Here is a 23,121-nt window from a genome sequence, read left to right as displayed (position 1 = left end):
CCCCACCCCGACACCGCCACGCGCGGCTCAAGAACTCAACTCAAGGCAACCGATATTTCTCTTCCCGGTAAACCCACCCCGCCAATAACCCACGAACAACAACAACAACAACAACAACAACAACAAACACCTCTACCGCCGAATTTCCGCCAGAAACCGCTTCGCCCGCTCACTCCCAGGCCTGTTAAAGAACGCCTCCGGCCCCGCCACCTCAACAATCCGCCCAGCATCCATAAACCAAACCGTGTCAGCAACCTCCCGCGCAAATCCCATTTCGTGGGTGACGCAGACCATTGTCATGCCGTCCTTTGCCAGGCCTTTCATCACTTGCAGCACTTCGCCCACCATTTCCGGGTCCAGGGCGCTCGTCGGTTCGTCGAACAGCATGACCGGCGGGTTCATTGCCAGGGTCCGGGCGATTGCCACGCGTTGTTGTTGGCCGCCGGAGAGTTGGGCGGGATAGGCGTCGGCCTTGTGCGACAGCCCGACGCGGTCCAGCAGTTGCATCGCGCGCTCGCGGGCTTGCGGGCGGCGGGCGCGCTTTAGCTGCAGCGGGGCCAGCATCAGGTTTTCCAGCGCCGACAAGTGCGGGAACAGATTGAACTGCTGGAACACGAAACCGATGTGGCTGCGCAGCGTGTCCAGGTGGATCTTGCTGCCGTAGATGTCCTGGCCGTTCACCTCGATCCTGCCTTGCTGGATCGGTTCCAGGCGGTTCACCGTGCGGATCAGCGTGGACTTGCCTGAGCCCGACGGGCCGCAGACCACCACGACTTCTCCCTGCTTCACCTGGGCCGTTACGTCGGCCAGCGCCTGGTAAGCGCCGTACCACTTTTGCACGTCGGTAAATCGGATCATGTCGGCACCACTGTGGTTACGGGCGTGAGGCCGGCGCGGCGTCTGCCGATGCGGCGTTCGGTCAGGTGCACCAGGGAACTCAAGCCAAAGTTCAGGATGAAATAGGTCAACGCCAACAGCGCGAAAACCTCGAAGGGGCGGGTCAACAACACGCTGTTGATCTGGTTGGCGGCATAGGTCAGTTCCTGCACGCTGATGACGTAGGCCAGCGACGTTTCCTTCACCGTCGAGACGAACTGGCTGAGCATGCTGGGCAGCATGTTGTAGAGGGCCTGCGGCAGGATCACCCGGCGCATCGTCTGCAGGTACGACAGGCCCAGGGCGCGGCCGGCCTCTTGCTGCCCGGGAGGCAGCGCCTGGATGCCGGCGCGGATGATCTCGGCCAGGTAGGCGCTTTCGTAGCAGACCAGCGCCACCACCATCGTGGTAGTGCCGGCCACCGGACGGCCGATGATGATGGGCACGAAGAAATAGGCCCAGAAGATGAACATCAGCAACGGCAGGCCGCGTACCAGGTACACCATGGCCGAGGCAGGCCAGCGCAGCAGCCGGTAGGGACTGATGCGGCCCAGGGCCAGCAGGATGCCGCAAGGCAAGGCCAGCGCCAGGCTGATGGCGGCCAGTCCCAGCGTGGCTGCCAGGCCGCCTATCGGGCCGTGCGGATACTGGCCGATGAGCAGCAGCAGCAGCCAATTGTCTTTCAGGATGTCCCACATTCAATGGCCTCCCAGCGGCCGGTAGCGCCGTTGCAGCAGCGCGCCCCCGCCCATGATCAGGAACGACAGCGCCAGGTAGATCGCCGTCACCACGGCATAGGCCTCGAAGGTGCGGAACGTGTAGTTCTCGATTTCGCGGCCCGCGGCAGTGAGTTCGGCCACGCCGATGGCCATGGCCAGGCTGGTGTTCTTGACCAGCAGCAGCGTCTGATTCAAGAGCGGCGGGATGGCGATGCGGAAGGCTTGCGGCAAGACGACGCAGCGCATGGTGCGCAGAAAGCCCAGGCCCAGGGCGCGGGCGGCCTCGACCTGGCCGGGCGGAATGGCGCGTACGGCGCTGCGCAGATCTTCGCAGACGTAGGCCGACATCACCAAGGCAATGGCGATACAGGACAGGATGAATTCGCTGCCATGCCCGTTGAGCCAATCCGTTGCCGCTTGCGGTAACAAGGCCGGCACGCCGAAATACCAGAACAGGATGTGCACCAGCATGGGCACGTTGCGATGGAAGGCCACGTACAGCGCGATCAGCGCGTTGGCCACGGGCGAGCCCGTCAGGCGGATGACCGCCAGCAGGCTGCCCACCAGGAAGGCCAGGATCCAGGCCAGGCCGGCCAGCGCCAGGGTGGTGATGAACCCCCGCAGCAGCCAGACCGGGTATTCACCCTGGAAGATGGCAGAGAAGTCAAAAACGTAATGCATCGTCGAAAGGCTCCGGCGCGCGGCGCGTCAACCCTTGATGGCTTCGATGCGGAAGTCGCGCTTCATGTTGAACGGGGTGCCGGCGCCGAACCATTTGTCGAAGATCTGTGCGGCCTTGCCCGAGGCTTCCAGTCCGTCCAGTACCTGGTTCACCTGGCCCAGCATCGCGGTGTCGCCGCGGCGCACGCCCATGCCCCAGGGTTCGACGAACAGTGCAGGCTCCAGGATCTTTGCGGGCACGGCGCTGCTGGCGGCCTGTTGCTTGAGCTTGACCAGCATCAGCTCGGACCCGACAAAGCCAGCGACCTTGCCCTGTTGCAGGGCCAGGAAGGCGCCGCTGGGATCTTTGAATGTGACGGGTTCGACGTTGGGAATGAACTTGCGCGCGCCCTGCTCCGACGACGAACCGCGCACGGCGCTGATACGCTTGCCGGCCAGGTCGGCAGGCGTCTTCAGGTCCTTGTCCGAGTCACGCGCCAGCACCTTCTGCAAGCTCACGAAGTGCTGGTGGGAGTAGGCGATCTGCTGGGCGCGCTCGGGGCTCCAACCCAGGTTGGCCGCCACTACGTCGACGCGGCCGGCGATCAGCTCGGGGATGCGGGCCTCGACGGCGATGAGCTTGAGCTCCAGCGGCACACCCAGGCTATCGGCCACGGCCTGGCACATGTCGACCTCGTAACCGACGATGGCGCGGGTCTTGGGGTCCTGGAAGCTGAAGGGCTCGGCCGTGCCCAGGGTGCCGCAGATGAATTTGCCGCGGGCCTTGATGTCCTGCAGCGTGTCCGCGTGGACCGCGGGCGCCAGGACGGCGACCAGGCCGATGGCGGCCGCGAGAGTGGTGAGGCGTTGCTTCATGTCGTTCCCTTGAGATATTGGTATGAGGCAGCTTATGCGGCGACGTGTGGCCGGTGCTGCCCGCTGGGTGGTGCCTGCTGGGTGGTGCTTGCTGGGTGGTGCTTGCTGGGTGGTGCTTGCTTCGTACCTGCTTGGTGCCTGCCCCGTTCATGCCTGCAACGGCTGCTTGCGGCTTCGTCCTCGTCGCTATATCCATCCTGCTTGCGGCTTTGTGCATGCGCCGCAAGCGCCCTGCTTCATGCCCTATGCGCGATCGGCGCCAGTCCGCTCAGCCGGCCGGCGCGGCGGCTTGCAGGCATTGCCGCCGCCCCACGAGCCGTGCCTTTCACGCCAGCCGGCCGCAGGCGTGGGCAATGCGACGGCACCCCTCCTCGATGTTCTCCATCGATGTCGCGAAACTCAGCCGCAGGTACGGCGACAGGCCATAGGCGTGACCGTCCAGGACGGCCACGCCGGCCTCGTCCAACAAGAACATCACCACGTCCAGGTCCGTGCGCAGCAGATGCCCGGCTGGGCTGCGGCGGCCCAGCAGGCCTTGGACGCCGGGGTACACGTAGAAGGCGCCGTCGGGCTGCGGGCAGCGGATGCCGGGCGCGGCGTTCAGGCCGGCCACGATGCGGTCGCGGCGCGCCTCGAACATGGCGGCCGCGTGGCCGACGCAGGCCTGGTCCGCCGTCAGCGCGACGCAGGCGGCGGCCTGGCTGATGGCGCTGACGCAGCTGGTGCTTTGCGAAATGAGCGTGGCCATGGCCTTGATCAAGACCTTCGGCCCGCCGGCGTAGCCCAGGCGCCAACCGGTCATGGCGTAGGCCTTGGATACGCCGTTGACGGTCAGCGTGCGGCCGGCCAGCTCGGGCGCGGCGGCCGCCGGCGATACGTGGCGCCGGCCGCCGTAGGCCAGGTGTTCGTAGATCTCGTCCGTCATCAGCCAGACGTGGGGATGACGCGCCAGCACGTCGGCCAGCCCGCGCAGCTCGGCGGCACTGTACATGGCGCCGGTGGGGTTGCTGGGCGTGTTCAGCAGCAACCACTTGGTGCGCGGCGTGATGGCGCGCTCCAGCGCCTGCGGCGTCAGCTTGAAGCCGTCGGCCTCCGCGCAAGCCACCACCACGGGCACACCGTCATTGACCAGCACCATGTCCGGATACGACACCCAGTATGGCGCGGGAATAATGACCTCGTCGCCAGCCTGCACGGTGGCGGCCAGCGCGGTGTAGAGGATCTGCTTGGCGCCCACGCCGACGATCAGCTCGTCCAGCGCGTAATCCAGACCGTTCTCGCGCTGGAATTTGGCGCGCACGGCTTGCAGCAACGGCCGTCCGCCCGTCGACGCGGTGTAGCGGATGTCGCCGCTGGTCAGCGCATCGATGCCGGCCTGCACGATATGCGCAGGCGTGGGCTGGTCGGGTTCGCCGACCGTGAAGTCGATGATGTCACGGCCCTCGGCGCGCAACTGGTCGACCCGGCTCTTGGCCGCCATGCTGGGCGAGGGCTTGATGGCGCGGGCCCGCGCCGCCAGGAATTCCGTGGCGGCGCCGCTCATGCCAGCCCCTTGGCGGCAAACGCGGCCTGCATCCAGCTCTGGACTTTCTCGCCGCCGTCGATCTCGGCCATGATGCGCGCCTCTTTCTCGGCATGCGCCCGCGCCGCGGCGATCAGGGCCGGCGCTTCGTCGGCGGGAAAACTGACCAGCCCGTCTTCGTCACCCACGATGATGTCGCCCGGGAGGATCACCTGGCCGCCGATGGACACGGGCACGTTGACCTCGCCCGGGCCGTCCTTGTAGGGCCCGCGATGAATATGGCCGCGCGCATAGCAGGGAAAGGCGTCCGCCTCGAAGGCGCCGACATCGCGGATGGCGCCATCGACCACCACACCGGCGCAGCCGTGCGCCTGCAAGTAGCGTTTCATGATCTCGCCCAGCACCGCATTGCTCAGATCGCCGCCCGCGTCGATCACCAGCACGTGGCCGGGCTGCACCTGCATCATGGCCTTGTAGATCATGAGGTTGTCGCCCGGACGGGTCTTGACGGTGAGCGCGGTGCCGACCAGTTTGCCGGTCCTGTTGTAGCGATGCAGCCCGGCAATGCCTTCGCGGCGGGCCAGGTTGTCGCTCAGGTGCGGAGTGACGATGCCGGCCAGCGCTTGCAGCAAGCTGGCGTCGGCGACGGGTGCGGCCGGCAAGAGGCGCGCGCCGGTAAGAAGAGTGGCCATGGCGATCTGCGTAGTCCTGATTCAAATGAGTCAGACCGCATGGTGGGCGCTTTCCGCGATCGGAAAAAGGGATTAAATTTCCACGAACTTCATCCCTTTTAGGAATATAAGGGTTAGCCCTTAACGGAAATTTCGGAATGAACTTACCTACGAACGGATACGCGGCATGCTGACGTTCAAGCAGATCGAGGCGTTGTACTGGACGGTGCGCCTGGGCACTTTTTCGGCGTCGGCGCAGAAGCTGCACACGACCCAATCAGCGATCACCAAGCGCATCCAGGAACTGGAAGCCGACTTCGATGTGGCGCTGTTCGACCGCTCGGGCCATCGCGCCGAACTGACGGCGCGCGGCCACGAGGTCTATGCGCTGGCCGAGGAAATGCTGGGTCACCGCGACCGCCTGCTGGTGCGGCTGAAGGGCCAGCACACCCTGACGGGCACGTTCCGTTTCGGCATCACGGAGATCACGGCGATGACGTGGCTGCCGGCGCTGATTCGCCTGCTGCGCGCGCACTATCCTCGCATTACGCTGGAGCCGCACATCGATCTGGGCGCGGACCTGCAAAAGCGCTTGCAGGCCGGCCAGCTGGACATGGCGTTCCTGCATGGCGAGTTCGCGGAACCCGGACTGCAGGTCGTGGCGCTGCAACGGCTGGAATTCGCGTGGATGGGCAGCCCGGACCTGATCGACCCGAGCCGCGTGTACACGCCCGCGGATATCGCGGCGCTGCCGCTGCTGCGCCAAAGCCGGGAATCGGGTCTGAACATGATCTACGACGGCTGGCTAAAGCCCCACACGCCGGCCAACAATCTGTTCACGATCAACAGCCTGATCGCCATGGCCGGCCTGACCGCAGCCGGGTTCGGGGTGAGTTGCCTGCCGCGGGATTATTTTGCGGAGATGGTGAGCAGTCGGCAGTTGATGATTGCGCGCACCAGCATCGCGGCGCCGCAGTCGGTGTATTGCGCGATGTTCAGACGGGATGCGGATGTGGCTTTCTGCGAGAGCGTGGCGGAATTGGCGTTGAGTTGCTGTGATTTTTCTGCGTCTGGAGGCAGGCATTAGCGAGAGGCGGGCGCGCATTTCTGAACCGCCCGCGCCGCCAAGCGCAGGCCGACGCACGAAGACCGACAAGCGGTCGACGAAAACTCAGAGCGCCGCCTGAATCGCATCCCGAGCTTGATGCGACAACTCCAATCGCGTCGGCAACGATCCATCGGCATGCCTTGCCGCCAGCACAGGCAGGAAGACCGCTTCGACAGTCAGCCCTGTCGTCCCCAGCACTCGCCACAGGTTGGCAACCAGCGTCTCTTCGCCAACAAATGCCGCGAAGCCGCTGCGTTCGCCGTTTTTCAGGAAACGCAGCGCGACAGGCTGGATTTCTATCGCGGCCGATCTCGCCGGTTCGAACAGGCTGGCATGGAAAGGAAGCAGGGCGAAGCCGTCGCTCGTTGTGCCTTCGGGGAACAGGCCGACGGCGTCGCCCAGCTTGAAGCGGGCTTGCATCGACTCGCCCATCGCGTGGACCGCGTGGCGCTGGCCGCGTTCGATGAAGAGCGTGCCAGCGCCGGCGACCAGCCAGCCGATCACGGGCCAGCTGCGGATTTCGCTTTTGGCCACGAACGAGGTCGCGCGCGCCGAGTTGAGCACGAAGATGTCGATCCAGGAGACGTGGTTCGCCACCAGCAGCACCGGACCTGTCATGCGCGGTTCGCCCTTGAAGACGACCCGCAGTCCACAGGCCGCCATCAGCCAGCGCGACCAAGTGCGGTTCAGCCAGGCCCGGGACTTGGGGCGCAACAACGGGTACACCAGGCCCACGCATAGCAGACCGAACACGATCAGGGGTACAACGAGAATAAGCCGGAGGACAAAGCGCAGCAGCTTCAAGCAGGGGTCTCCCAGGCCGGGCTGCCACCCACCAGGGTGACGCGGACACGACCGGGCAGCATCATACCCGCGAACGGCGTATGACGGCTGTGGCTTTGCAGGGCGGCGGGGGCCGCCAGCCACTCGGCTTGCAGGTCCACCAGACAGAGGTCGGCGGGCGCGCCAACGCCCAGTTCTCCCAGGCGCGATTGAGCCGGCGACAGGCCGCGCAGCACCGCTGCGGGGCCTGACGTCACGCGGGCCAGCGCCTGGGGCAGCGGCACGCGGCTATCGCGGGCCCATTTCAGGGTCAATGACAGCAGCAGCTCCAGGCCCGTGGCGCCAGACTGGGACAACGGGAATGGTACGGCCTTGCCAGCGCCGTCCACCAGCGTGTGGTCCGAGCACAGCGCGTCGACCAGCCCGTCGCGCAACGCCGCCTGGATGGCTTCGCGGTCGCGTTGGCCGCGCAGCGGCGGCGTCAGGTGGAAATTCGTGTCGAAAAAACCGATGTCCACATCGGTCAGGTGCAGGCTGTTGGCCGACACGTCCGCGGTGACCGGTAGGCCTTCGCGGCGCGCGGCGCGCAGCAGTTCCAGGCCCGCGGCGGTGGACAGACGCGACAGGTGCACGCGTGCGCCGGTGGCGCGCTGCCATTCGAAAATCGTCTGCAAGGCGAGGGTTTCGGCTTGCGGCGGCAGGCCGGACAGGCCCAGGCGGTCGGCGTAGGCGCCGCTGGCCGCGACCGTGCCGCGGGCAAGCCAGGGATCCTGGGGGTGCAGCCACAGCGCCAGGCCCAGGCCGCTGGCGTAGCGCATGGCGCCCCAGAGCACCCGGGTGTCCGCAATGCCCAGATCGCCCTGCGAAAACGCCAGGCAGCCGGCTTGCGCCAGCAGCGCCATTTCGGCCAGGGTTTCGCCGCGCAGGCCGACCGTCAGGGCGCCCAGCGGCAACACGCGGGGATGGTCCGGCGCCGTGGCGCGCAACAGCGCCTCGATCTTGCCGGGTTCGTCCAGGGCGGCGTCTGGCTGGGGCGGCAATACCAGCGTCGTCACGCCGCCGGCCAGCGCGGCGCGCAGCTCGGCGGGTGCGATGTGCGGGTCGGCCGGATCGCGCAATACGCGGGCCGACAGGTCTACCAGGCCGGGCAGCACGGCCAGGCCGGTGGCGTCCAGGCGCCGGTCCGCGTGGAAACCATCAGGGGCCTGCCCTGCCGCGACGATGTGGCCATCGGCAATGAAAAGGTCTTGCGGGCCGTCGTGGCCGTTGGCCGGGTCGATCACGCGGCCGTTGGCGATGTGCAGTCTCATGCCACGCCCCCCGCCAGCAGGCTGAAAGCGGCCTGGCGCAGATGTTGTTCGGATTGGGCCAATTCGGCTTCGATGCCGCCCAGGCTGGCGGCGACGTCGCCGTCGGCTTCGATGCCGGGCGTCAAGGGGCCGGCGGGCAGCAGTAGCGCGTCGGGCTTGGCGGTGGTCAGGCGAGCCAGGGTAAGGCCGTAATGGGCGGCGTATTCGCGCGCCGATGGCAGCAGCGCGCCGCTCAGGCGCTCGACCCGCAAGGGCAGCACGATGATCACGTCGGCGTCGGTCAGGCAGTCGTGCAGCGTGGCGCAGGCGCGCACGCCCAGCTGCGGCAGGCCGTCGGGCAGCAGCGTGCGGGGCGCGGCGGCGCGCACTTCCGGCACGCCCAGCGTGGTCAGTGCGTGGATCAGGCTGCGGGCTACGGCGGAGTGGTGGATGTCGCCCACAACGGCGACGGCCAGGTTGGTCAGGTCTTGCTTGGCGCGCAGCATCGCCGCGACCCGCGCCAAAGCGGGCAAGGGATCGGCGTGGATACCGTCGCCGGCGTTGATGATGCGCAGGCCCGGCGCCGCGGCGCCGGCTGCACTGACAGCGGCGCCGCTGGCCGGGTGGCGCAACACCAGGATGCCCTGCGGCAAGCCGGCGGCAATATGGGCAGGTGCCAGAACCGGAGCCCCGTCAGCGGACGCGGCGGCGTCCAGCGCCACCGGCCGCAAGCCCAGCCGCACGGCGGCGGCTTCATTGGCCTGGCGCAAATCGGCCTCGCCCGCGGGCAGGCATAGGAACAGCGGCAGGTCCAGCGGTGTGGCAAGCGGCGCCCCCGTGGCACCATCGTGGGCGGTAGCGCCGGCGGCGGCCGAATCGGCGGCCGCAAAGCCCGCGGCAATGTCCAGCAGACGTTCAACGTGGCGACGCGGCAGTCCTTCCGTGGTGAGCAGGTGGAGGAGTTCGCCGCGGCGGTCGAGTTGGGGATTGAGCATGGGCGGACCGGATCGCCGGCGTCAGGGCGCCGGCAGTTTATCCAGATAGCGTTGCAGGATGACGGCGGCGGCCATGGCGTCGTCGGCATCGTGGGTACCCAGCAGACGCTGCGCTTCCATGCTGGAGCCGCGCTCGTCGACCAGCTCGACCGTGACGCCGAAGCGGCCGTGCAGCTGGTTGGCAAATCGGCGGCAGCGCGCGGTCGCGGGCTGTTCGCCGCCGTCGGCGTCCAGCGCCAGGCCTACCACGACGCGCTGCGGTTGCCATTCCTTGAGCAGTGCGGCGATGCGCGAGAAGCGCACGTCGCGGACCTCGCTGAAAATGATTTCCAGGGGCCGCGCGTGCCGCGTCAGCGTATTGCCGATGGCGATGCCGAGCTTTTTCTCGCCGAAATCGAAGGCAAGCAGGGTTTCTTCAGGCATGGCCCGCATCGCCGGCCAGCATCACGGGATCGATGCCCAGCAGCTTCAGGGCTGCGGGGTAGCGGTCTTCGGGCGGCACGTCGAAGATGATGTGGTCGTCGGCGGCGACCGACAGCCAGGCGTTCTGGCCCATTTCGCTTTCGAGCTGGCCGGCGCCCCAGCCGGCATAGCCCAGCGTGACCAGCATGCGGGCCGGGCCATTGCCGTCGGCCACGGCCTGCAGCACGTCGCGCGACGTGGTCAAGGCCATGCCGCCCATCTTGATGGTGGAGCTGTAGTCGCCCGCGGGCGCGTGCAGCACGAAGCCGCGGTCGGTCTGCACCGGGCCGCCGAAGAACACCAGGGTGTCCTTGATCGGGCCGATCTCGAGCGCCAGGTCGATGCGTTCGAACAGCGTGCCCAGCGTCAGGTCGGTGGGCCGGTTGATGACCAGGCCCAGCGCGCCGCGCTCGGTGTGTTCGCAGACGTAGATGACCGAACCCGCCAAGCTGCCCTCGACCATGCCCGGCATGGCGATGAGGAACTGGTTGGCGAAGTTGGCCGCCTGGGTCGTGGGGTCTTCGTGGTGTTTTTCCGTCATGGCAACCCCTTTATTGGCGGAATACGTCGGCTCGGCCGATCAGATTTCCATCAGCTCGAAGTCCTCTTTGCGGGCACCGCATTCAGGACAGACCCAGTTGGGCGGCACATCTTCCCAGCGGGTGCCGGGTGCGATGCCTTCGTCGGGCAGGCCGGCTTCTTCGTCGTAGACCCAACCACAAATCAGACACATCCAAGTACGCATAGTTCTCTCTTACATCAATTCCCCGCCGTCTTCCCCGCAACGGGGCAAAGGCGGAAGGCATCCATTAGAATGGGGACAATCTTACCGAAACCCAATAGGGGTTCCCCTGATTCACCGCAAATGAGTCACGGGGCGCCCTCACTCAAGCGCTGTCCACGTGGCCTCCGTTACTCCCCCTCTCGTTTTGGTCTTCGGCCCGCTCGACCCTTCGGGCGCCGACGGTTTGCCCGCGGACGCCGTCACCTGCGCCCGGCTGGGCTGTCATGGCCTTGCGGCCGTCACGGCATTGACCGTGCAGGACACCGCCGGCATCGAAGAAATCCATCCCGTATCGCCCGACCTGCTGGACGACCAGGCGCGCTGCCTGCTCGAAGACATGTCCGTGCAGGCAATCAAGGTGGGCGGACTATACACCGCCGAAACGGCAAGCGTAGCCGCCCAGGTGGCCGCCGATTACAGCCAGGTGCCGCTGGTGCTGCACCTGGGCCAGCGCGCCCAGGTGCCGGCCGACGCCGCCGACGAGGACGACGCCGACGACCTGCTGGCGGCCACCCTGGAACTGGTGCTGCCGCAGACCGATCTGCTGGTCATCGAGCACCTGCGCCTGGCGCAGTGGCATGCCGACGGCGACATTGATATCGGGGACGCACCGTCGCCGATGCACGCCCTGGTGGCGGCCGGCGCCGAATGGGTGCTGGTGCTGGGCAGCCCGCAGCGCCCGGGCCACTACGCCAACGTGCTACTGGGCCCTAACGGCCAGACCACCACACTACCGTGGCAGGCGCCCCCGGACCGCAACGGCGACGCCGGCGGCCTGGCCGCCACCGCCATCACCGCCCTGCTGGCCCGCGGGCTGGAAATGCCCGAGGCCGTGCGCCAGGGCCTGGCCCACGCCGATTCGGCGGTGGCTGCCAGCTTCCTGCCGGGCATGGGCCGCCGCATCCCCAACCGGATCCAACCGCAATGAAAGCCCTGCGATTTCCCGCCGGCCTGTACGGCGTCACCCCCGAATGGGACGACGCCGAGCGCATGATGCGCGCGGTGCGCCAGGCCGCCGACGGCGGCATGCGGGCGCTGCAGCTGCGCCGCAAGAACGTGCCCGACGCCGTGCGCGCCGAGCAGGCCCGCGCCCTGGCGCCGCTGTGCCGCGAACTGGGCGTGGTGTTCCTGATCAACGACGACTGGCGCCTGGCGCTGGAAGTCGGCGCCGACGGCGCCCACGTCGGCCGCGACGACGACAGCCTGGCGCGCATCCGCGCCGAAGTCGGCCCCGACCTGATCCTGGGCGGCTCCAGCTACGACGATCTGGCCCGCGCCCGCGAACTGCTCGACGCTGGCGCCGACTATATCGCCTTCGGCGCCATGTTTGCCTCGCAGGTCAAACCCGACACGGTGCGCGCGCCGCTATCCGTGCTGACCGAAGCCCGCGCACTGGTCGAAGAACGCGATGCCCCCCGCCCGGCCGTGGTCGCCATCGGCGGCATCACCCCCGACAACGCGGCGCTGGTCGCCGCCGCCGGCGCCGATTCCATCGCCGTCATCACCGGCCTGTTCGAGGCGCCCGCCATCCGCGCGGCCGCCGCGGCCTGCTCGGCGCCCTACTCCGTTAACCGCAACCAGAAGCCTTGACCGCCATGTCCCGTAACGCTCAGCTTTTCGAACGCGCCTGCCGCAGCATTCCCGGCGGCGTCAACTCGCCCGTGCGCGCCTTCCGCTCCGTGGGCGGCACGCCGCGCTTCATCAAGCGCGCGCAAGGTCCGTACGTCTGGGACGCCGAAGACAAGCAGTACATCGACTACGTGGGCTCGTGGGGCCCGGCCATTCTGGGCCACTCGCATCCGGAAGTGGTGCGCGCGGTGCAGGAAGCCGCCGTCAACGGCCTGTCGTTCGGCGCCCCCACAGAAGCCGAAATCGAGCTGGCCGAGACCCTGATCTCCCGCCTGCCGTCGCTGGAACAGGTGCGCCTGGTCAGCTCGGGCACCGAAGCCACCATGACGGCCATCCGGCTGGCGCGCGGCGCCACCGGCCGCGCCAAGATCGTGAAGTTCGAAGGCTGCTACCACGGCCATTCCGACAGCCTGCTGGTCAAGGCCGGCTCGGGCCTGCTGACCTTCGGCAACCCCAGCTCGGCCGGCGTGCCGCCCGAGTTCGTCTCGCACACGCTGACCCTGGAATACAACAACCTGGACGCGGTGCGCGAGGCCTTCGCGCAGCACGGCGCCGACATCGCCTGCATCATCGTCGAGCCGATCGCCGGCAACATGAACCTGATCAAGCCCGCGCCCGGCTTCCTGGAAGGCCTGCGCGAGGTCTGCACGCAGCACGGCGCGCTGCTGATTTTCGACGAAGTGATGACGGGTTTCCGCGTCGGTCCGCAGGGCGTGCAGGGGCTGTCGGGCGTCAAGCCCGACCTGACCACGCTGGCCAAGGTGATCGGCGGCGGCATGCCGGTGGGCGCCTTCGGCGGCAGCGCCGAGATCATGAAGCACATCGCGCCACTGGGCGGCGTGTACCAGGCGGGCACGCTGTCGGGCAACCCGGTGGCCGTGGCCGCCGGCCTGGCCACGCTGCGCCTGATCGCCGCGCCCGGCTTCTACGACAAGCTGGCGGCCCAGACCGCCAAGCTGGCCCAGGGCCTGCAGGAACGCGCCCGCGCCGCCGGCCTGGCCTTCTCGGCCGACTCGGTGGGCGGCATGTTCGGCATCTACTTCAGCGACAAGGTTCCGGCCTCGTTCGCCGAGGTCTCGGCCTGCGACACCGCGCGCTTCAATCGCTTCTTCCACGCCATGCTCGACCACGGCGTGCACTTCGCGCCGTCGGCATTCGAAGCCGGCTTCGTCTCGGCCACCCACGACGACGCCGTCATCCAGTCGACGCTGGATATCGCGGAAAAGGTCTTCGCCTCGATCTGAGGCCATCCCACGGGCAGCCGCCAGGCTGCCCGTCAGCCGGGGCGGCATGCGGCACCGCCGGAGCCCCTAGGGCGCCTTGTAGTGCTTGTACAGCGCCGTCACATCCCGCACGTACTGCTGCGTTTCCGCGTAGGGCGGCACGGCGTCGTACTTGCGCACCGCCCCTTCCCCCGCGTTATAGGCCGCCAGCGCCAGGTCCAGCCGGCCGGGATACTGGTCGATCAGCCGGCGCAGCAGGCTTGAGCCCGCTTTCACATTGGTCGCCGGATCCACCAGCGCGCGCTCGATGTCGTCCGACGCCAGCAAGGTGGCGGCCGTGGCCGGCATCAGCTGCATCAGGCCCAGCGCGCCTTTGGGCGAACGGGCATCGCTGCGGAACCCGGACTCCACGGCGATGACGGCGGTGATCAGCGCCTGATCCACGCCCGAATCCTTCGCCGCCTGGGCAATCAGGCCGTCGTGCGCCGTGGACGGCGGCACCGGCCCCCAGCGCAGCACCCGGTTGCCCAGGGCCAGCACGCTGGCGCCGTCGCCCTGCTGCGGCTCGCAATCCAGGCAGACCTTGATGCGGTTGCCGCGCAGCGCGGTGCGGACCTGGGCCCGCTTGTAGTACTTGGCGTAGCCGTTGGGCACCTTCATCGCGCGCCAGACGCCGAACGGGTCTTTGTAACGGTAGATCTCTTCCGCATGCGCCACGCCCGTTGGGGCCAGCGTCCCCACTGTACCGGCCAGCGTGGCGGCGGCCGCCAGGCTGGCCGCGCGCGCCCAGCTGGCGCGCAGGCCGGGCGGCAAGAAAAGGGAAAGGCGGAACATGGCGTGGGCGCTCCGGCGGCGTCCAGGGACGCGGAATCGAATGCCTATGCTGAGCCGGCGCCCGCGCTTTGTCGCTCGTGCCTATGCCCTAGGACCTGTTCACACGAGAAGGCGCCCGCGTTCGCCAAGCCCGCGCCGAGCCGTCCCGCCAGCCCTGCGTTTGTAACAAAACAGACACGCAAAAATAAGGGGCGGCATTACATCTTTTGTATGAGTTTCCCTCGTCCTACTGCGCAGTAGCGCGGGGTTCATGGGTTAACATATGACGCAATATTTCGTTTAATTACTAAATGAATGAACCCGGCGGAACACGCAGGGCGGGAGAGGCGGAGATGGGCGCAGACAACACGCTCCAGCTAGTGCTGGATGCCACTACCAACGTCCTGACGGGGATCTACACGCCGCCACCGTCTGCGGCCACCCCTGCCGCCCAAACGGACGGCTCCACCGGCGCTACCGCAACGGCCGCGGCACCGGCTGCCGCAGCACCGGCTGCCGCAGCATCGGCTGCCGACACATCGGCCAATCCGTCCTCCGATACGGAAGCCGCCGTCCGGCCCGCCCCCGCAAACCTGCCCTCCTGGGATTCCCTGGCCGCCTTGGCCACCGCCCAAGGCTGGTCCACCGAGGCGCTGGACAACCATGCCGTTATCACCTTCATCGACCTGTGCCGCGAGGCCGTGGACCCCGTCCAGGCCCCCGTGGGCAAGGTGGTCGACGGCTCGTTCGACCTGGAAGTGGATGCCTCTTGCATGTCGGCCCTGGTGACCCTGCACCCGCCCAAGGGCGGCAAGCCGGTGGCGCTGGCCGTGCTGCGCCAGGCCGTGGCCGACCAGGGTATCGTGCATGGCGTGCTGGAAAAGGAACTGGCCGACGCCGTGGCCATTGGCGGCAGCGCGACGGTGCTGATCGCCCAGGGCACGCCGCCCACGCGCGGCACCCCCACCCGCTTTGAAAGCCTGCTGGACCGCCTGAAGCCCCGCGCCCAGGAAATCGACGAACTGGCGCAGGTCGACTACCGCGACCTGGGCAGCCTGCTGCTGGTGACGGCCGGCACGCCGCTGATGCGCCGCATTCCGCCGCTACCGGGCATCGACGGCTGTGACGTGCTGGGCCAGCCGGTGATACCGGAAGAACTGCCCGACACGCCGTTTTCCAAGGACATCTCCGGCGTGGAGGTCGACGCCGAAGACCCGAATCTGTTGCGTGCCAGCATCGCCGGTTCGCCCAAGCTGATCCACCAGGGTGCCCAGGTCAATCCAGTGGTCGAGGTCGATGCGGTGGACCTGACCACCGGCAACATCAATTTCGAAGGCTCGCTGCTGGTACGTGGCGACATCAACGCCACCATGGAAGTGCGGGTGACAGGCGATGTGGTCGTCAACGGCACCATGGAAGCCGCGTTGGTGGAAGCCGGCGGCAATGTCACGGTAAAAGGCGGCGTCATCGGCATGAATGAAGCCGCGAAGGACAGCACCGGCGCCGCCGCCACCGCCGCCCGCACCGCGCACATCGTCTGCGGCGGTGACCTGAAAGTGCGCTTCATCGAAAACGCCATCATCAGCGCCGGTCAGAACGTGGAAGTGGAACGCGAGATCCGTCAGAGCAGCATCGCCGCGGGCGGCAGCGTCAACGTCGGCGCACCCAACACGCAACAGACCGCCATCATCGGCGGGCACATCCGCGCCCTGAAATCGGTACGGGCCGGCACCATCGGCTCGCCCGCGGGCTTGCCGACGCTAGTGCAGGCAGGTCTGGACCCGCACGCCGACATCAAGCGGATGGCGCTGACGCGCAAGCGCCTGAAGATGAATGAGGAAAAGGCCAAGCTGGAACAATTGCTGCTGTTCCTGCATTCGCATCCTGAGCGCGCCGCTGGCGACGTGGTCGAACGCGCCCGCAACACCCACACCAAGCTGGGCCGCGACCTGATCCAGCTGGATGACGAAGAAGCCCAGCTGATCCGCGATCTGCAGCCCCTGCATGATGCCACCATCATTGCCGCACGACGTTTTTGCGGCGGCGCGAAAATCCAGGTGGGCAACAAGCAGCAGGAATTCCTGGAAGACCAGGTCGGCGGCAAGGCCGCGCTGGAAGCAGGCCAGATCGTCATCCGCTGACGACGGGCGGCGGCACGCCTGGCCACAGGCAAGACGGACGCCATCTGCGCCGGCCCTCGCCCATTGCAATGCACGCGGCGCAGCGTCCGCATGACCGCCGCGCCGGGATCAGGACATGCGCGTCAGGGCGTCAGTTGCTTGAACCAGGTGCGCGGCGAAATACCGCGGTCCGGCCCCAGGATCGAAAAGCCGCCATCCACTGGAATATCGACGCCCGTCATCCACGACGCCGCGTCGGAACACGCAAAGCACACCACTGCTGCGATCTCCTCGCCCGAGCCCACCCGGCCCAAGGGATGGAAGTGCGCGCCCACGGCGTCGGCGGCTTCGCGCGAACCGCCCGCCAGTTGTTCCACCGACGGCGACCAGGTCCAGGCCGGCGACACCGCCAGCACGCGGATCCCGGCCGGGGCCAATTCCACCGCAAAATTCTTGGTGATCTGCAGCAGCGCCGCCTTGGATGCCGGATACAACGCACGCCCGGCCGCGCCGAACTTGCCGCCGGTACTGCCCAGGTTGATCACCGCGCCACCGCGCGGCAACAGCGGCGCGGCCATCTGCGTGAAGATGGCGGCCGACACGAGATTGGTATCCAGTGTGGCGTGCCATTCCTCGCGGCTGGACGCCAGCCCGCGGTCGGCGTACTGGCAAGCGTTGTTCACCAGGATGTCTACCCGGCCGAAGCGCGCCAGCGCCGCGTCCAGACAGCGCTGAATCTGGCTGTCCTGGCCGATGTCGGTTTCGCAGAACAACGCCGCCTCGCCCAGTTCGGCGGCCAGCGCCTGACCGGCCTGCGCGTTGCGCCCCACCAGCACCACCCGGGCGCCCGCCGCGGCCAGGCCGCGCGCGATGTCGGCCCCCAGGCCCTGCGTGCTGCCGGTGACGATGGCGGTCTTGCCGGCCAAGCCGGAAAAGCCTGAAAAATCCATGGAAAATCCTTGATCAGTGGGGCGTCGCGGCCCAGCGCACAGCTTGCGCCACCGAACCGGTCTGCGCAATCAGGCGCATGCTGGCCAGCGAGGCAGCGTGCACCGCCGGATCGGCCGAGGCGCAGGCGTCTTCGGCCACCATCACGTTAAAGCCGATATCGGCCGCATGCCGCACCGTGCCTTCGACCACCGAGTGCGTGGCCACGCCGGCCACCACCAGCCGGCGCGCGCCCAGGACGCGCAGCGTCTCTTCCAGCGGCGTGCCGTAGAAGGCGCTGATACGGGTGTGCTTGACCACGAATTCGCGCGCGCTGCCAGCCAGCGGTTGCAGGCCTTCGTAGAAGTCGCTGCCCCACTGGCCCTCGGGCACCGCGCCGATGCTGGCCACGTTGCGGAAGATGGCGCAATTGGGCAGCAGATCGGCGTAGTCGGGCCGGAACGCGATACGCACGTGCACGATGGGCAACCCGTGGCTGCGGGCGCTGTCCAGCAGCGCCGCCGCTGCGCGCAACAGCCGCTGGCGCACTCCGCCGTCGGCATCCAGCCCGACCCGGATCTTGCCCTCGGGATGCAGCACGTCGTTCTGGTAGTGCAGCGCCAGCACCGCGGCGTCGGTCGCGTTCACACGAACACCTCGAACACGTCGTGCGCATCGTCGCAGTTGACCAGGTCCACGCGCTTCATGCGGATGCGCCAGCCATCGCCGTCCGCGGCCAGCTTGTGGGTGTAGCGGCCGGCCAGCTGACGCGGCTGGCGCTTGCGCCATTCGGTCATCTGGAAGGCCGAGTGCACCACCAGGTTGCCGCCGGCGTCCATGCCTTCGACCTGCACGCCGCCCACCAGCCGCACGCTGCGCGTGGGCGGCTGCTGCGACCAGTTGCGCGGATGCTCCAGCCGGCGGATGCGCACGTCGCGCAGCATACGGTCTTCCCAGAACAGCGAGATATGGTCGTAGGGGCTGGCCTGGCCCGGTTCGCGCGGCATCCAGTACATGCCATCTTCCGTCCACAGCGACTGCCAGTCGTCGTAGCGGCGCTCGTCCAGCAAGCGCGCCTCGCGGTACAGGAACTGGGCGATGCGGTGATAGGCCTCGGCTGGCACGTCGGCCGGAGCCAGGGCCGTGGTCGAGACGTCGAATTCCAGATCTAGCAGCATGCGCCTTCTCCTTGGGCCGGCGCCAGGTTCACCGGACCGGCCTCCATGTATTGTTTCCAGGCGCGAAACTGGTTGCGCATCGGCAGCTCGCTGGTGCCGTTGACCGACACCATGCCGTCGGCGTCGCTGCGGTCGGTGCCGTGGTAGCGATGCATGCTGACCCATTCGCCGCCGCGCGTGGCGTTGCCTTCCTGGCAGCGGTTGTACAGCTCGATGTCGTCCGGCATGACGTTGGACGACGGCGAGTTGATCACGTTGGCATACAGCATGGCGCGCTTGAACACGCCGGCCGGCGCGCCCTTGCAGCGGAACGTCTGGATCTCGATCAACGTGCGGTCCACGGCGATCGGGCGGATCACCCGGAACTGCTGGAACACGGTGTGGGGCGAACCGCTGCCGTAGATCACCGTGTTGTGGCGGTTCATGCCCAGGATCTCACGGGCGCGCTCCGGCCCATAGGCCGCGGCCAGCGTCTCGAAGTGCTCGCGCGAGATCGGGTCGCGTTCGGCCGCGCCCGGGTTGAAGATGCCTTCCATGTAGCCGTGGCCGTTATCGTAGGCGCGCAGTTCCAGCTTTTCCCAGAACTCGTAGGGCTCGCCATTGCCGTCCATGATGTGCAGCTCGAACGGCATTTCGCCGATTTCCTTGGCCTCGTCGCGGGCCGCGGCGAATGACGATTCGTGCGTCACGCGGGCGTGCATGGTGTCGTGCAGGTTCTCGTAGAACACCTTCCAGTTGGACCGCTGCATCACGCGGAAGATACCGCCGGCCACTTCCACCTCGCCCACCGGCGAACGATCGCAGAGGTTGTCGATGGACGAGCGTGCGCCGCCCAGGAAGTCTTCCAGGCCCTGGCCATCGCGGGCCTGGCTGGCGAAGACGAAACCCCGGTAGCTTTCCACCCGCGGCAGGCGCCGCATCGAGAAGCTGGGGTCGGCCGGGTCATAGGACGTGCCTTCCAGCCCCTGTTTGAGCGGCACGCCCAGGTGGCTGCCGTCCAGCTTGAAGGTCCAGGCGTGGTATGGGCAGCGGAAGAATTTTCCGACACAGCCGTCGCCGTCGGCCACCACCTTGGCGCCCTTGTGCGGGCAGCGGTTGTACAGCACGTGCACGCGGCCGTCGTTGGCCCGCACCATGAGCACGTCCTGATCGCCCAGCCGCGTGGTGTGATAGTCGCCCGTCTTGGGCACCTGGCTTTCATGGCCGACATAGACCCAGGCGCGACCGTAGATGCGCTGCATCTCCAGGTCGAAAATGGCCGGGTCGGTGTACAGGCTGCGGTGCACGCTGTCGCCGCGCACCATGTCGCCCAATTGTTGCTCGCTATACGGCATGGCGGTCTCCTACTTGTTCTCGCTGTCTTGCCAGCGCGCCATCAAGGTGTTGGACGGCAGTGTCTCGTCCAGCAGCTTCTTCGCGGTTTCGCGGCCGGCCACCGGCAGGCCCTTGGGGTCCAGCAGGCCCACCTGCACCAGCACGCTGGCCTGGTCCCAATAGATGTGTTCGTGGCAGAGTTTGTCACCGCGGAACTTCACGATGGCCACCAACGGGATCTCGACATACTTGCCCGTGGGCGCCACGCCCGGCAGCATCCAGTCCATCTCGGTGGTGTGGGTGAAGCAGAACAGCACCTCGTCCACGATCTGTGTCGCGCCCACGGTGCGCGACAGCGGCACCAGCCGCGTGTCGGGCGGATTGCTGTTGACGAAGTGGTGCTGGTAGAAGCGCGACAGCTCGCGGTAGCCGACCCCGCCTGTCATGGTGGGGATGTGGTTGACGTAGGGCTCGGCCACCATGGTGGCCATGGTGGCGGGCACGTCGCGGGTGCCGAATTCGTACTCGCAGTGCTTGTCCCACAGGTGGGAATAGTCGAACTGCGGGCCGATCACGCGTTGCAGCGCCGCCATGCTGCGCTGGTGCGCCATCAGCGCGGACGGTTTGTCGTAGTGCGCGCCGCCCAGGCGCGCAAAAGCATGGTCCATGCCGGGGTAGACGTACAGCTCGACGCCCGGCTTGCCGCCCAGCGCCTCCAGGATGCGCTGGCGCGCCGGCGGCGGACAGAAGCCGTCCTGCTCGGCGATGTGCAGCACCAGGCGGCCGCGCAGATTGGCGGCTTCGTCCAGGCTGTCTTCGATGCCCACGCCGTAATAGCCGATGGCCACGTCGGCATCCGTGCGGCAGGCGGCCAGGTAGGCCAGCTTGCCGCCCAGGCAATAACCCAGCACACCGGCGCCGCCCTGCTGCTCGGGCAGAGCCCGCAACGCAGCCAGCGCCGAGGCCACGTCCTTGATGCCCAGATCCACGTCAAAGCCCTGGTAGAGCTCGAACGCGCGCGGCATGTCCGCCTCGCCGTCGGTCAGCTGGACACCGGGCTGCTGGCGCCAGAACAGGTCCGGCGTCAGCACCACGTAGCCCTCTTCGGCCAGCGCCTGCGCCGTACGGCGCATCACGTCATTGATGCCGAAGATTTCCTGGCACAGCACCAGCCCCGGCCCATGGCCCGAGGCGGGCACGGCCAGGTAGGCGCCGAACGTCTTGCCGTCGTGCGAGGTCAGCGTCACCTCGCGGGTCGAAATAGTCGCTGTCATGCATCACTCCTTTGCGAACGTCGCCACGCCTACTTCATCTGGCAGGCAGCGGCGAACGGGTCCTGGTACTGCGTCAGTACCGTGCCCGACAATTTGTTGGCCAGCTTGCCGTCCGCGCCCTTTTCGATGGTGCGCAGGTAGTAGTTCTGGATGGGGTATTGGTTGCGGTTGAACTTGAAGTCGCCGCGCACCGACTTGAAGTCGGCGCGGCGCAGCGCCGGGCGCAACGCATCGGCCCCGAGCTTGCCGCCGGTCTGGCGCACCGCGCTGTCCAGCAGCATGGCCGCGTCGTAGCCCTGCGACGCGTACAGCGTGGGGCTGCGGTTGTAGGCCTTCTTGAAGTCGGCCACGAACTGGCGATTGGCCGGATTGTCCAGATCCGCCGCCCACTGCGACGTGTTGCGCAGGCCTTCGATCGGCGCGCCTACGGCGCCGATCGTGTCTTCGTCGCCCGAGAAGCCCGGCGCCAGCAGCACGATGTCCTTGCCCAGGCCCGCGCCATTGAACTGCTTGATGAAATTCACGCCCATGCCGCCCGGCAGGAAGAAGAACACCGCGTCCGGCTTGCTGGCCCGCAGCCGCGTGATCTCAACGCCGTAATCCAGCTGGCCCAGCTGGGTATAGATCTCTTCGGACAGGCCGCCCTTGTACAGGCGCTTGAAACCGTTGAGCGACTCGCGTCCGCCCGGATAATCCGGCGCGATCAGCGCCACCCGCTTGAAGCCCTGGTCGGCCGCGTACTTGCCCATGGCGGCGGGGATATCTTCGTTCTGCCAGGCGACCGCGAAGAAATTCGGATTACAGCCCACGCCCGCGTAATTCTCGGGCCCTGTATTAGTGCTGAGGTAGATGGTGCCCGACTGCAAAATGGCCGGCATCACCGGCAGCAACACATTGGAGAAGACGATGCCGGTCATCACGTCGACCTTGTCGCGCTTGAGCAGCCGCTCGACCGCCTGGCGGCCGGTGTCGGCCTTCTGCTGGTCATCGGCCACCACCACTTCGGCCGGCAACCCACCCAGCTTGCCACCGGTATGCTGCAGCGCGAGATTGAAGCCGTCGCGAATCTCGTTGCCCAGCGCCGCGCCCGGCCCGGACAGCGTGGTCAACAACCCCACCTTGATCTTGTCCTGTGCCGACACCCCGGCCGCGGCCGTCATGCAAACCAGCGCGGCCAGCGCGCGCCGCCCCCATCGTTTTCCGTTCATGAGCCACCCCGAATGTGTCCGCCGGCGCCGCCGGCGCAATGCTGACAGAAGCCGTCTGCCGCCGGTTACCGCAAGCCGCCATGAAAACCGCCAGCTTACGCGCCGCCGCGCCGCCTTCCAACAACCCCCAGAGTAGGCCCGCCCGGCCCGCCGCTCTATCCGAATCCACCCACGCTTATCCGGGATTCACTTAATTCCCACCGCCCGCCGATTGCATTACGCTCGACGGCAACACGGGAGGGTTCCCGTCCCGGAGGCATCCATGCACGGCTGGTCCCGCATCGAGCTGGCACCATTGCTCAAAAGACGCGTCTTCAGTTCCACCCAACCGGCGGAAACGCGCGAACGCGTGTCCGAGGCCCTGAAGGAACACCGCCTGACCTGGAAAGGCGGCCGCGTCGACGCCGAACTGAACCGGGGCCGCTTCGGCGCCCTGAGCGTCTGTACGCTGCGCTACGGCGCCGAAGTCCACATCGAACCCGACCGCCTGCAGGACTTCATGCTGGTCCAGGTCCCCTTAAGCGGCCGCGCCCGCATCGAATGCGGCGCCGACAGCGTGGATACCCACCCCGACTGCGCCGCCGTCATCGCCCCCAACCGCGCCCTGAAGCTGCACTGGGAAGCCGGCTGCGAACAACTGCTTTTGAAAATCCCCCGCGGCAAACTCGAAACCCTGGGCCACCGCATCTT

Annotated in this window: 24 protein-coding genes and 1 pseudogene; 6 read left to right on the top strand and 19 right to left on the bottom strand. The window is 67.4% G+C overall.

Translation table 11 applies throughout. The features are described from left to right. Positions 1-132: 132 nt before the first annotated feature. From A9974_RS27920 to A9974_RS27895, 6 genes are all read right to left on the bottom strand, one after another. Positions 133-858, bottom strand: a complete 726-nt coding sequence (locus A9974_RS27920) for an amino acid ABC transporter ATP-binding protein (protein ID WP_183007423.1) — start codon at positions 856-858, stop codon at positions 133-135. Continuing rightward, positions 855-1,574, bottom strand: a complete 720-nt coding sequence (locus A9974_RS27915; RefSeq protein ID WP_183007422.1) for an amino acid ABC transporter permease — start codon at positions 1,572-1,574, stop codon at positions 855-857. Before A9974_RS27915 ends, A9974_RS27920 begins: the two co-directional genes overlap by 4 nt. Continuing rightward, a complete protein-coding gene (locus A9974_RS27910) occupies positions 1,575-2,276 on the bottom strand; it encodes an amino acid ABC transporter permease (RefSeq protein WP_183007421.1) in 702 nt (233 codons plus the stop codon). Between the two features lie 27 nt (positions 2,277-2,303). Further along, the gene (locus A9974_RS27905) at positions 2,304-3,131 is read right to left on the bottom strand and encodes an ABC transporter substrate-binding protein (RefSeq protein ID WP_183007420.1); all 828 of its coding nucleotides are present in this window, start codon (positions 3,129-3,131) and stop codon (positions 2,304-2,306) included. A gap of 325 nt (positions 3,132-3,456) precedes the next feature. Then, positions 3,457-4,674, bottom strand: a complete 1,218-nt coding sequence (locus A9974_RS27900) for an aminotransferase class I/II-fold pyridoxal phosphate-dependent enzyme (RefSeq protein WP_183007419.1) — start codon at positions 4,672-4,674, stop codon at positions 3,457-3,459. Further along, a complete protein-coding gene (locus A9974_RS27895) occupies positions 4,671-5,345 on the bottom strand; it encodes an RraA family protein (RefSeq protein ID WP_183007418.1) in 675 nt (224 codons plus the stop codon). Before A9974_RS27895 ends, A9974_RS27900 begins: the two co-directional genes overlap by 4 nt. Before the next feature lie 166 nt (positions 5,346-5,511). Here A9974_RS27895 and A9974_RS27890 point away from each other — a divergent pair, with 166 nt between their 5' ends. After that, positions 5,512-6,411 (top strand): LysR family transcriptional regulator, encoded by a 900-nt coding sequence (locus A9974_RS27890; protein WP_183007417.1) that lies wholly within the window; start codon positions 5,512-5,514, stop codon positions 6,409-6,411. An 84-nt stretch (positions 6,412-6,495) separates the two neighbouring features. Here A9974_RS27890 and A9974_RS27885 read toward each other — a convergent pair whose 3' ends face one another. From A9974_RS27885 to A9974_RS27860, 6 genes are read right to left on the bottom strand one after another with little or no spacing between them, the layout of a single operon-like run. Further along, the gene (locus A9974_RS27885) at positions 6,496-7,236 is read right to left on the bottom strand and encodes a 1-acyl-sn-glycerol-3-phosphate acyltransferase (RefSeq protein ID WP_183007416.1); all 741 of its coding nucleotides are present in this window, start codon (positions 7,234-7,236) and stop codon (positions 6,496-6,498) included. Then, complete coding sequence (locus A9974_RS27880; protein ID WP_183007415.1) at positions 7,233-8,525, bottom strand: dihydroorotase; 1,293 nt, start codon at positions 8,523-8,525, stop codon at positions 7,233-7,235. The genes A9974_RS27885 and A9974_RS27880 overlap by 4 nt, the downstream gene beginning before the upstream one ends. Beyond that, positions 8,522-9,499 carry an aspartate carbamoyltransferase gene (locus A9974_RS27875; RefSeq protein ID WP_183007414.1) on the bottom strand — a complete coding sequence of 326 codons (978 nt, stop codon included), beginning with the start codon at positions 9,497-9,499 and terminating at the stop codon, positions 8,522-8,524. Before A9974_RS27875 ends, A9974_RS27880 begins: the two co-directional genes overlap by 4 nt. Before the next feature lie 21 nt (positions 9,500-9,520). Beyond that, positions 9,521-9,922: a Holliday junction resolvase RuvX gene (gene ruvX, locus A9974_RS27870; RefSeq protein WP_183007413.1), complete on the bottom strand. Its 402-nt coding sequence runs from the start codon at positions 9,920-9,922 to the stop codon at positions 9,521-9,523. Next, entirely contained in the window at positions 9,915-10,502 is a 588-nt protein-coding gene (locus A9974_RS27865; RefSeq protein ID WP_183007412.1) for a YqgE/AlgH family protein, read from the bottom strand. The genes ruvX and A9974_RS27865 overlap by 8 nt, the downstream gene beginning before the upstream one ends. 39 nt (positions 10,503-10,541) lie before the next feature. Further along, the gene (locus tag A9974_RS27860) at positions 10,542-10,706 is read right to left on the bottom strand and encodes a rubredoxin (RefSeq protein WP_003814980.1); all 165 of its coding nucleotides are present in this window, start codon (positions 10,704-10,706) and stop codon (positions 10,542-10,544) included. A 157-nt stretch (positions 10,707-10,863) separates the two neighbouring features. On the opposite strand from A9974_RS27860, the gene A9974_RS27855 reads away from it, so the two are divergent. The 3 genes from A9974_RS27855 to hemL are packed head-to-tail and all read left to right on the top strand — an operon-like array spanning position 10,864 to position 13,618. Continuing rightward, the gene (locus A9974_RS27855) at positions 10,864-11,673 is read left to right on the top strand and encodes a bifunctional hydroxymethylpyrimidine kinase/phosphomethylpyrimidine kinase (RefSeq protein WP_175193429.1); all 810 of its coding nucleotides are present in this window, start codon (positions 10,864-10,866) and stop codon (positions 11,671-11,673) included. Then, positions 11,670-12,335 (top strand): thiamine phosphate synthase, encoded by a 666-nt coding sequence (gene thiE, locus A9974_RS27850; protein ID WP_183007411.1) that lies wholly within the window; start codon positions 11,670-11,672, stop codon positions 12,333-12,335. Before A9974_RS27855 ends, thiE begins: the two co-directional genes overlap by 4 nt. Before the next feature lie 5 nt (positions 12,336-12,340). Further along, complete coding sequence (hemL, locus tag A9974_RS27845; protein ID WP_183007410.1) at positions 12,341-13,618, top strand: glutamate-1-semialdehyde 2,1-aminomutase; 1,278 nt, start codon at positions 12,341-12,343, stop codon at positions 13,616-13,618. Between the two features lie 66 nt (positions 13,619-13,684). Here the strand turns inward: hemL and A9974_RS27840 are convergent, their stop codons facing one another. Then, positions 13,685-14,431, bottom strand: coding sequence for a lytic transglycosylase domain-containing protein (locus A9974_RS27840; protein ID WP_183007409.1), 747 nt, complete (start codon positions 14,429-14,431; stop codon positions 13,685-13,687). A gap of 332 nt (positions 14,432-14,763) precedes the next feature. On the opposite strand from A9974_RS27840, the gene A9974_RS27835 reads away from it, so the two are divergent. Continuing rightward, positions 14,764-16,551, top strand: coding sequence for a DUF342 domain-containing protein (locus A9974_RS27835; RefSeq protein WP_183007408.1), 1,788 nt, complete (start codon positions 14,764-14,766; stop codon positions 16,549-16,551). 122 nt (positions 16,552-16,673) lie between these two features. On the opposite strand, the gene A9974_RS27830 is transcribed toward A9974_RS27835, so the two are convergent. Genes A9974_RS27830 through A9974_RS27805 form a run of 6 tightly spaced genes read right to left on the bottom strand, consistent with a single transcriptional unit; the run spans position 16,674 to position 22,431 of the window. Then, positions 16,674-17,480 carry an SDR family oxidoreductase gene (locus tag A9974_RS27830; protein WP_183007407.1) on the bottom strand — a complete coding sequence of 269 codons (807 nt, stop codon included), beginning with the start codon at positions 17,478-17,480 and terminating at the stop codon, positions 16,674-16,676. Positions 17,481-17,493: 13 nt separating this feature from the next. After that, positions 17,494-18,105: a cysteine hydrolase gene (locus A9974_RS27825; protein WP_183007406.1), complete on the bottom strand. Its 612-nt coding sequence runs from the start codon at positions 18,103-18,105 to the stop codon at positions 17,494-17,496. Continuing rightward, on the bottom strand, positions 18,102-18,635 hold the full coding sequence (locus tag A9974_RS27820; RefSeq protein ID WP_183007405.1) for an aromatic-ring-hydroxylating dioxygenase subunit beta: 534 nt from the start codon (positions 18,633-18,635) through the stop codon (positions 18,102-18,104). The genes A9974_RS27825 and A9974_RS27820 overlap by 4 nt, the downstream gene beginning before the upstream one ends. Further along, on the bottom strand, positions 18,626-19,969 hold the full coding sequence (locus tag A9974_RS27815) for an aromatic ring-hydroxylating dioxygenase subunit alpha (protein WP_183007404.1): 1,344 nt from the start codon (positions 19,967-19,969) through the stop codon (positions 18,626-18,628). The genes A9974_RS27820 and A9974_RS27815 overlap by 10 nt, the downstream gene beginning before the upstream one ends. A 9-nt stretch (positions 19,970-19,978) precedes the next feature. Continuing rightward, positions 19,979-21,223 carry a dienelactone hydrolase family protein gene (locus tag A9974_RS27810; RefSeq protein WP_183007403.1) on the bottom strand — a complete coding sequence of 415 codons (1,245 nt, stop codon included), beginning with the start codon at positions 21,221-21,223 and terminating at the stop codon, positions 19,979-19,981. Between the two features lie 29 nt (positions 21,224-21,252). Then, the gene (locus A9974_RS27805) at positions 21,253-22,431 is read right to left on the bottom strand and encodes an ABC transporter substrate-binding protein (protein WP_183007402.1); all 1,179 of its coding nucleotides are present in this window, start codon (positions 22,429-22,431) and stop codon (positions 21,253-21,255) included. 262 nt (positions 22,432-22,693) lie between these two features. Here A9974_RS27805 and A9974_RS27800 point away from each other — a divergent pair. After that, positions 22,694-23,121: pseudogene (locus A9974_RS27800) on the top strand (AraC family transcriptional regulator); the annotation flags it as partial.

Source organism: Achromobacter sp. UMC71 (assembly GCF_014170305.1).
In the GTDB taxonomy this organism is placed as follows: Bacteria; Pseudomonadota; Gammaproteobacteria; order Burkholderiales; family Burkholderiaceae_B; genus Achromobacter.
Note: the sequence above shows the minus strand (reverse complement) of the source record. Positions and strands in the feature narration are given on the sequence as shown.